Annotated in this window: 6 protein-coding genes and 1 pseudogene; 5 read left to right on the top strand and 2 right to left on the bottom strand. The window is 76.3% G+C overall.

All coding sequences use genetic code 11. The annotated features are described in order from the left end of the window. Together ACFW1A_RS35630 and fxsT are read left to right on the top strand one after the other, a co-directional pair. Window positions 1–187: pseudogene (locus ACFW1A_RS35630) on the top strand (XRE family transcriptional regulator); the annotation flags it as partial. A gap of 145 nt (window positions 188–332) precedes the next feature. After that, window positions 333–3878 (top strand): FxSxx-COOH system tetratricopeptide repeat protein, encoded by a 3546-nt coding sequence (gene fxsT, locus ACFW1A_RS35635; protein WP_380416762.1) that lies wholly within the window; start codon window positions 333–335, stop codon window positions 3876–3878. Between the two features lie 24 nt (window positions 3879–3902). On the opposite strand, the gene ACFW1A_RS35640 is transcribed toward fxsT, so the two are convergent. Then, window positions 3903–4322, bottom strand: a complete 420-nt coding sequence (locus ACFW1A_RS35640) for a MarR family winged helix-turn-helix transcriptional regulator (RefSeq protein WP_380416765.1) — start codon at window positions 4320–4322, stop codon at window positions 3903–3905. Window positions 4323–4383: 61 nt separating this feature from the next. Between ACFW1A_RS35640 and ACFW1A_RS35645 the strand changes: the two genes are divergently transcribed. Further along, window positions 4384–5166 carry an alpha/beta fold hydrolase gene (locus ACFW1A_RS35645; protein ID WP_380416768.1) on the top strand — a complete coding sequence of 261 codons (783 nt, stop codon included), beginning with the start codon at window positions 4384–4386 and terminating at the stop codon, window positions 5164–5166. A gap of 76 nt (window positions 5167–5242) precedes the next feature. Here the strand turns inward: ACFW1A_RS35645 and ACFW1A_RS35650 are convergent, their stop codons facing one another. Beyond that, window positions 5243–6301 carry an ROK family protein gene (locus ACFW1A_RS35650; RefSeq protein WP_380416770.1) on the bottom strand — a complete coding sequence of 353 codons (1059 nt, stop codon included), beginning with the start codon at window positions 6299–6301 and terminating at the stop codon, window positions 5243–5245. A gap of 55 nt (window positions 6302–6356) precedes the next feature. Here ACFW1A_RS35650 and ACFW1A_RS35655 point away from each other — a divergent pair, with 55 nt between their 5' ends. Then, entirely contained in the window at window positions 6357–7418 is a 1062-nt protein-coding gene (locus ACFW1A_RS35655; RefSeq protein ID WP_380416773.1) for a Gfo/Idh/MocA family oxidoreductase, read from the top strand. Continuing rightward, window positions 7415–7867: a heme-degrading domain-containing protein gene (locus tag ACFW1A_RS35660; protein WP_380416775.1), complete on the top strand. Its 453-nt coding sequence runs from the start codon at window positions 7415–7417 to the stop codon at window positions 7865–7867. Before ACFW1A_RS35655 ends, ACFW1A_RS35660 begins: the two co-directional genes overlap by 4 nt. The last annotated feature ends 55 nt before the right edge of the window (window positions 7868–7922 follow it).

Below are 7922 nucleotides of genomic sequence, written 5' to 3' on the forward strand. Positions count from 1 at the left end.
CGACTTCCACGCCCGGGTGGCCCTGGAGGTACTGCGGGCCCGCCTGCAGATCGTCGAGGGCGCCCGCGAGGCCGGCATCGCGGCGCTGCGGGCGCTGGCCCAGCGGGCGGAGGACGACGCCAACCTCGACCTGGCCAGGGAGATCTGGCGCGACCTCGCGGAGACGCTGGCCGACCTGCCGGAGTGACCCCCGCCGCCCGCCCGCGCCGCGGGTACGCCGCCCGGTGTCCAAGGCCCGATGCCCTGGCCCGCGGACCCGGGGAACAAGGTGATTCCCCGGCAAGTTGGTTCCTCTGAGCCATACTTGGCATGGGAATGACGGGGAGGGTCGGGTGGAGTCCTACTTCTTCCTCAGCTACGCGCGGGCCGACGACGACGGTGGGGCGATCGGCTGCTTCTACCAGGACCTGCGCGCCGAACTGGCCCAGCTGGACCCGGAGGCGGAGCGGCTGCCCGCCTTCCTCGACGTCGAGCAGATCCTCCTCGGCGCCGACTGGGAGCGTCGGCTGAGCCGGGCGATCAACCACTGCCGCGTGCTGGTCGCCCTCTACTCGCCCGCGTACTTCGCCAGCCTCTACTGCGGGAAGGAGTGGACGGCCTTCCACCGCCGCACCACGGCCTACCAGCAGGACACCGGTTGGGACCCGGGCGCGCTGGTGCCCGTGCTCTGGGAGCCGGTGCCCGGCGGGCCGCCGGAGCCGGTCGCCCGGGTGCAGTACCTGGAGCCGGCCATGGGCGGGCGCTACGCCGAGCTGGGCCTGCGGCACCTGCTGCGGGAAGCGCGCGGCGGGGCCGAGTACCGCACGGTGGTCGAGGTGCTCGCCCGGCGGATCGGCCGGGCAGCCGGCCGGGTGCGGCTGCCGCCGCTGCCCGACCTCGACCTGCGGGAGGTGGCCGGCGTCTTCCCGCCCGACCCGCCGGCCGAGCGGCACAGCACCCGCCCGGTGACGCCCGGCCACCTCTTCGTCAGCTACGCGCCGGCCGACCGGATGCGCGCGGAGTGGGTGGCCGGCGCGTTGACGGCGCTCGGGTACAGCAGCTCGCTGCACAGCCTGTCGGGCCCGCCGGCCGGCGCCGGCTCGCCGGAACTCGACTGGGCCCTGGCCGGCCGGGGCCGGGTGGTGGCGCTGCTCTCCGCCGACTACCTGCGCCACCCGCGGGCCGAGCCGCTGTGGCGGGCCCTGGCCGGGCGCGAGGTCGTCCCGGGCCTGGCCACCCTGGTCCCGCTGCGGGTCGGCGAGTTGGACGGTCCGCTCCCGCGGCTGTACGCCGAGCGCCCGGTCACCGTGCTCGCCGGAGCGGCGGCCCCCGGGGACCAGCTGGCCGCGGCGGTGGGCCGGCCCGCCGATACCGCACCGCCCGCCGCCGCGCCGCCGCGGCCGCCCGACTGCCGGCCCGCGGTGGAGCGGCTCCCGGCCCGCAACGCCTCCTTCACCGGCCGCGCCGAGGAGTTGGAGTCGCTGCGCGAGGGGTTCACCGGGGCCGGCCGCACCGTCCAGGTGATCACCGGGCTGGGCGGCGTCGGCAAGAGCCAGACCGCGGCCGAGTACGCCCACCGGTTCCGGGCCGGCTACGACCTGGTCTGGTGGATCGCCGCCGGGCACGTCGAGTACCTCGCGCCGCAACTGGCGGCCCTGGCGGAGCGGCTCGGCCTGGGGGTCGGCGCGGACAGCGCCGACACCGCCGCCCAGGTGCTCCGGGCACTGCAGCGGGGCGAACCGTACGCCCGCTGGCTGCTGGTGCTGGACAACGCCGGTCCGCCCGAGCAGCTCGGCCGCTGGCTGGTCGACGGACCGAGCGGCGGACACCTGCTGCTCACCTCCCGCGACCCGGGCTGGAGCCGGCACGCCGCCGTCCTGGAGCTCGGCGCCTTCCACCGCGACGAGAGCCTGCGCCTGCTGCACCAGCACAACCCGACGCTGAGCGGCCGCTCGGCCGAGCGGGTCGCGGACCAACTCGGCGACCTGCCGCTGGCCGTCGCCCAGGCCGCCGCCTGGCTGCAGGAGAGCGGCATGCCGGCGGCCGACTACCTCGACCTGCTCTCCACCACCCTGACCGACATCCTGGAACACACCCGGCTGCCCGCGGCCGACTACCCCCGGTCGGTCGCCGCGACCTGGCTGCTCTCCCTGGAGGAGCTGCGCCGCAGCAACGCGCGGGCCGCCGAACTCCTGGAGGTCTGCGCCCACTTCGGACCCGAACCGATCCCCACCGCGCTGCTCTTCAGTCCGCCGCTGCTGCGCCACCTCGGGCTCGGCCGGCCGACGCCGGCCGCCCGGCTGGCGCTGGGCGCGCTGGTCCGCACCATCCACCGCACCGGCCTGGCCCGGGCCGACGGCGGGCGCGAGTCGCTGACCCTGCACCGGCTGGTCCAGGCGGTGGTCCGGGACCAGGCCACCGACGAGCGCCGCGCGGCGCAGCGCCGCACCGCGCAGCTGTGCCTGGCCGCGGTCGCCCCGCAGGACCCCGATCAGGCCGACGCCTGGCCGGCCTTCGCCGAACTGCTGCCGCACCTGTGGCCCAGCGGCGCGCCGGACTCCACCGAGCCGGAGGTGCGCCGACTGCTGGTGAACACGGTGCGCTACCTCTGGAAGACCGGGCTGGCCCGGGAGGGCCGGGAGCTGGCCGAGCGGACGCTGGACCACTGGGCCGCGGCCGACGGCGAGCCGCAGCCCGAGCTGCACACCGGGATGCTGCGGGTCCAGCTCGCGAACGTGCTGCGCGACCAGGGCGAGTTCCGCCGCAGCTACACCCTCGACTCGAACACGTACGAAAGGTTCCGCCGCGAGCTCGGCCCGGGCGACCTGCAGACCCTGATCGCCGCCAGCAACCTCGCCGCCGACCTGCGGATGCTCGGCCGCTTCGCGGAGGCCCGCAAGCTGGACCGGGCCAGCCTGCTCGCCGCCGAGCAGGGCCTCGGGCCGCACCACCCGCGGGTCGCGATGATCACCCATAACGTCGCACTGTCCGAGGCGCTGGCCGGAAACTGGCGGCAGGCCCTCACACTGCACCGCCTCAGCTACCGGCGCCAGCGCCAGGCACTCGGCCCGCACGACCAGCGCACCCTCGTCGCGGCGGCGGCCTACGGTCTGACGCTGCGCAAGACGGGCCGGCCGCGCGAGGCCGCCGCACTGCTGACGGAGGTGCTGCAGACCTACCGGACCACGGTCAGCGCCCGCCACCCCGGACTGCTGTTCGCGCTGGTGGAGCTCGCGGCGACCGAGTTCCGGCTGGCCCGGCTCGACGACGCCCGCGAGCACGCCGAGGCCGGCTACCGGGCGTTCCTCGAACTCCTCGGCCTGCGCAGCATCGACACCCTCAGCGCCGCCGACACCCTGGCCACCGTGCTGCAGGCCCGGGGTGACACCGGTGCCGCGCTGCAGTTGTCCCGGCGCGCGCACGACACCGCCGGGCAGCAGCTGGGCGGCGACCACCCGCTGACGCTGGGCCTGAGCGGCAACCTGGCCCGGCACCTGCGGGCCGCCGGGGACGTGGTCGGGGCCGGCACGCTGACCGACGCGGCGGTGGCCGGCCTGTCCCGGGCGCTCGGGCCCGAGCACTGCTACCTGGGACCGGTGCTGCTGAACCAGGCCACCACGGTGGCCGAGCGCGGCTCGGTGGAGCGGGCGGTCGCGATCGGCCGACGCGCCGAGGCGCTCCTCCTGGGCGCGTTCGGCCCCACCCACCACGACGTGCTGGCCGCCCGTGCCAACCTCGCGGTCGACCTCGGGACGCTGGGCGAACGCGACGAGGCCGCCGGGCTGTCCGCGACCGCGGCCCGGGACGCGGACTCCGCACTCGGCGCCGACCACCCGCTGACCCGTGCGGTGCGCAGCGGGGAGCGGGTGGCGGTGCCGGTCGAGAGCTGCGACTTGTAGGCCGCGCCCCGTCGGGCCGGGCCGTTACTCGTCCTCACCGCCGGCCGTCCGCCGCAGCAGGGCGAGCAACGCCGTGCGGTCCGTCGCGGACAGCGCGGCGAAGCAGTCGGCGAGCACCGCGTCGGCGATCGTGTGCCCCGCCGCGAGGACCTGCTCGCCCTGCTGGGTGAGGTGGTGCTCGATCCGCCGGCCGTGCCCCGGGCGGCGCTCCACCAGGCCCTGGGTCACCAGGCGCCCGACCAGCGCGCCGAACGCCTGCTCGCTCTGGAAGGTCGCCGCCGCCAGCGTCCGCGCCGAGGCACCGGGCGAGCGGCCGATGGCGCGCAGCGCGTCCCACTGGGCCAGCGTCGTGCCGGCCGCGGCCAGCGCGCTGTCCAGGGCCCGGTGCTGCCGGTACTGGACTTGCTTGACCGCCCGGCCGAGGAGTTGCAGGTCACTGTGCATGGGCCGATCCTACCGCACAACCAAACTAGCTTATATAAAGATCTTTAGTTACTCTGGAGCCATGACCACGTCGCAGAGCACCGCCGCGCACGCCGACCTCGCCCGCTCCCTCACCCTCGCCGAGGCGGGCTCCGGCCGCCCCGTCCTGATCCTGCACGGCGGCGGGGGCCCGGCCACCGTCGCCGGCCTCGCCCAGCACCTCTCCCGCACGGCGCACACCCTCACCCCCGTCCACCCCGGTTGGGACGGCACCCACCGCCCCGACTGGCTCACCGGCGTCGACCAGTTGGCGCTCACCTACCTGCAGCTGCTCCGCACCCGCGGCCTGACGGACGTCCTGCTGGTCGGCTCCTCCCTGGGCGGCTGGACCGCCGCCGAGATGGCCGCCGGCGACACCTCGGGCACCGTCACCGGCCTGGTGCTGATCAATGCCGTCGGCATCCGGGTCGAGGGCGAGCCGATCACCGACGTCTTCGCCCTCGACCCGCGCGGCCTGGCCGAGCACTCCTGGTACGACCCGGACCGCTTCCAGCTCGACCCGGCGACCCTCTCCCCCGACCAGCTCGCTACCCGCCAGGCCAACACGGCCACCATGCGCGCCCTGGCCGGCGACCCCTACATGCACGACCCCACCCTGCTCCCCCGCCTGGGCGCCGTCACCGCCCCCACCCTCGTCCTCTGGGGCGAGCACGACCGCATCGTCACCCCCGCGTACGGCGCGGCCTACGCCGCCGCCCTCCCGCACGCCCGCTTCCACCCCGTCCCGCGCGCGGGCCACCTGCCCCACATCGAGCAGCCGACCACCACCTTCGCGGCGATCGACGCCTACCTGGGCCACTCCTGACCGGCCGTCGGCCGACCACCCGCCCCGGACGCCCCTGCGCCGGGGGCCCGGCCGGCGCCCCCGACGGCCCCGCGCGTCAGCCGAACACCCGGCCCAGCGCGAGGCCCGCCGCGCCCAGCGGGACGGCCAGGCGCGGGGCGCGGGTCAGGGTGACCGGCTGCCAGGTGGGGTCGGGGACGCGGGCTGCGAGCTCGGCGCGGATGGCGGACTCGAACAGGTCGGCCGAGTCCAGCAGGGCGTCGCCGCCCAGCAGCACCTCCTCGATGTCGAGCAGGCGCACCAGGTTCGCCACCCCCACGCCGAGGGCCTGCGCCGCGTCCGCCGGGCGGCCCGCGCGCAGCGCGGCCAGGCAGACCGCCTCCAGGCAGCCCCGGGCTCCGCAGGCGCAGACCGGGCCGGCCCGGTCCACGCACTGGTGGCCGAACTCGCCCGCGTTGGTCCGGGCGCCGCGGTGCACCCGGCCACCGAGGACCAGCCCGGCACCGAGGCCCTCGCCCAGGAAGACGTAGGCGCGGTGGTCGGCGCCCAGCCGGCTCAGCACGCCGGCCGTGGTGTCCTTCTCGACCAGCACCGGCAGCCCCGTCCGGGCCGCCATCTCCTCGCGCAGGCGCAGGCCGCGCCAGTGCGGCATCCCGGTGACCTCGTGCAGCACGCCGTCGCGGGCGTCCAGCGGGCCCGGGCAGGCGACGCCCAGGCCCAGCACCTGCGCGGGGTCGAGGCCCGCGGTCAGCTCGCGGACCATCGCCGCCAGCCGGTCCAGCACCGGGCCCGCCTCGCCGCGCAGGTCGGCCGGCGCCGCCGACCGGCCGGTGACGGCGCCGCCCAGGTCGACCCGGACCAGGCGCAGCTCGCTCCGGCCCAGGTGCGCGCCGAGCGCGCAGCGGGCGTCCGGGACCAGGCGCAGCAGGGTGCGCGGCTTGCCCGTGGCACCGGCGAGCCGGCCCGCCTCGGTGAGCAGCCCCTCGCCGAGCAGCCGCGCCGTGATCTTGCTGATCGCCTGCGCGGTCAGCCCGGTCCCGGCGGCCAGCTGCACCCGGCTGATCCCGCTCTCGCCGCGGGCCCGGACGGCCCGCAGCACCGCGGCGTCGTTGCGGTCGCGGACCAGGGTGAGGTTGAGGGCGGAGTCTGTGGTCACCCGTCGATTATGGCGGAGCTTGCTAGTTAATCCACGCTGTTGTTTAACTAGGGGCATGGACTCTCCCCACGGCGCCGCCGTCCTCAACGTCGGGCTCGTCGGCTACGGCCTGGCCGGCTCGGTCTTCCACGCTCCCCTGATCCGCACCACGCCCGGGCTGCACCTGGCGGCCGTGGTGACCGCCGATCCGGAGCGGCAGGCGCAGGTGCGCCGGGAGCACCCGGCGGCGACGGTGCTCGACAGCGCGGCCGCGCTCTGGTCGACGCCGCTGGACCTGGTCGTGATCGCCTCCCCGAACCGCACCCACGTCCCGCTGGCCACCGCCGCGCTGGAGGCGGGCCTGCCGGTGGTGGTCGACAAACCGCTGGCCGCCACGGCCGCCGAGGGCGAGCAGCTGATCCGGCTCGCCGCGGACCGCGGGCTGCTGCTCAGCGTGTTCCAGAACCGGCGCTGGGACGGCGACTTCCGCACCGTCCGACAGCTGGTCGACTCGGGGCGGCTGGGCACGGTGCACCGGTTCGAGTCCCGGTTCGAGCGCTGGCGCCCGCAGCTCAAGGGCGGCTGGCGCGAGTTGGGCGATCCGGCGGAGGTCGGCGGCCTGCTCTACGACCTCGGCGCGCACCTGGTCGACCAGGCGCTCACCCTGTTCGGGCCGGCCGAGCGGGTCTACGCCGAGCTGGACGCCCGCCGGGCCGGCGCACAGACGGACGACGACAGCTTCGTCGCCCTCACCCACGCCGACGGCACCCGCTCGCACCTCTGGATGAGCGCCACCGCGGGCGAACTCGGCCCGCGCTTCCGGGTCCTGGGGTCGCAGGGGGCCTATGTCACGCACGGCCTGGACGGGCAGGAGGACGCCCTGAAGGCCGGCCGCACGCCCACCGATCCGGGGTGGGGCAGCACCGCGCGCGAGCACTGGGGCACCCTGCACGCGGGCGACGCGGTCGAGCCGGTGGTCACCCTGCCGGGCGCGTACCAGGAGTACTACGCGGGCGTCGCACGGGCGTTGACCGACTCGACCCCGGCCCCGGTGGACCCGGGCGACGCCGTCGCGGCGCTGCGCGTGCTGGAGGCGGCCCGCCGCTCGGCGCAGACCGGCCGGACGGTCGCCCCGTGAGCCCGACCATCGCCGAACTCGAACTCCAGCACAGCCAGTTGCAGCTTCCCTCGATCGATCTGGACGATGCCTGGCGACTCGGCTCGCTGATCGTCACGGTGGCCCGCGAGCGCGGCCTGGCCGTCACGGTCGACCTGCGGCACGGCGAGCAGCAGGCCTTCCACGCCGCCCTGCCCGGCACCAGTGCGGACAACGACGACTGGATCCGCCGCAAGGCCGCCGTGGTCCGCCGGTTCGGCGAGGCGTCCTACCTGGTGGGCGAGCGCTACCGCCGCAAGGGCCGCCCCTTCGACCTGGACCCGGCCCGGTACGCCGCCCACGGCGGCTCCTTCCCGCTCCTGGTCCGCGGCACCGGCCCGGTGGGCACCGTCACCGTCTCCGGCCTGCCCCAGCTCGACGACCACCTCCTGGTGACGGAGTGCCTGGCCCGCTTCCTGGCGGACCGGTAGCACCACCACTGCCGTCCCCATGCGCAGCAGGCTCGCCCGGGCCCCCAGTCGGGGG

It is taken from the genome of Kitasatospora sp. NPDC058965, from assembly GCF_042741245.1.
Lineage (GTDB): Bacteria > Actinomycetota > Actinomycetes > Streptomycetales > Streptomycetaceae > Kitasatospora.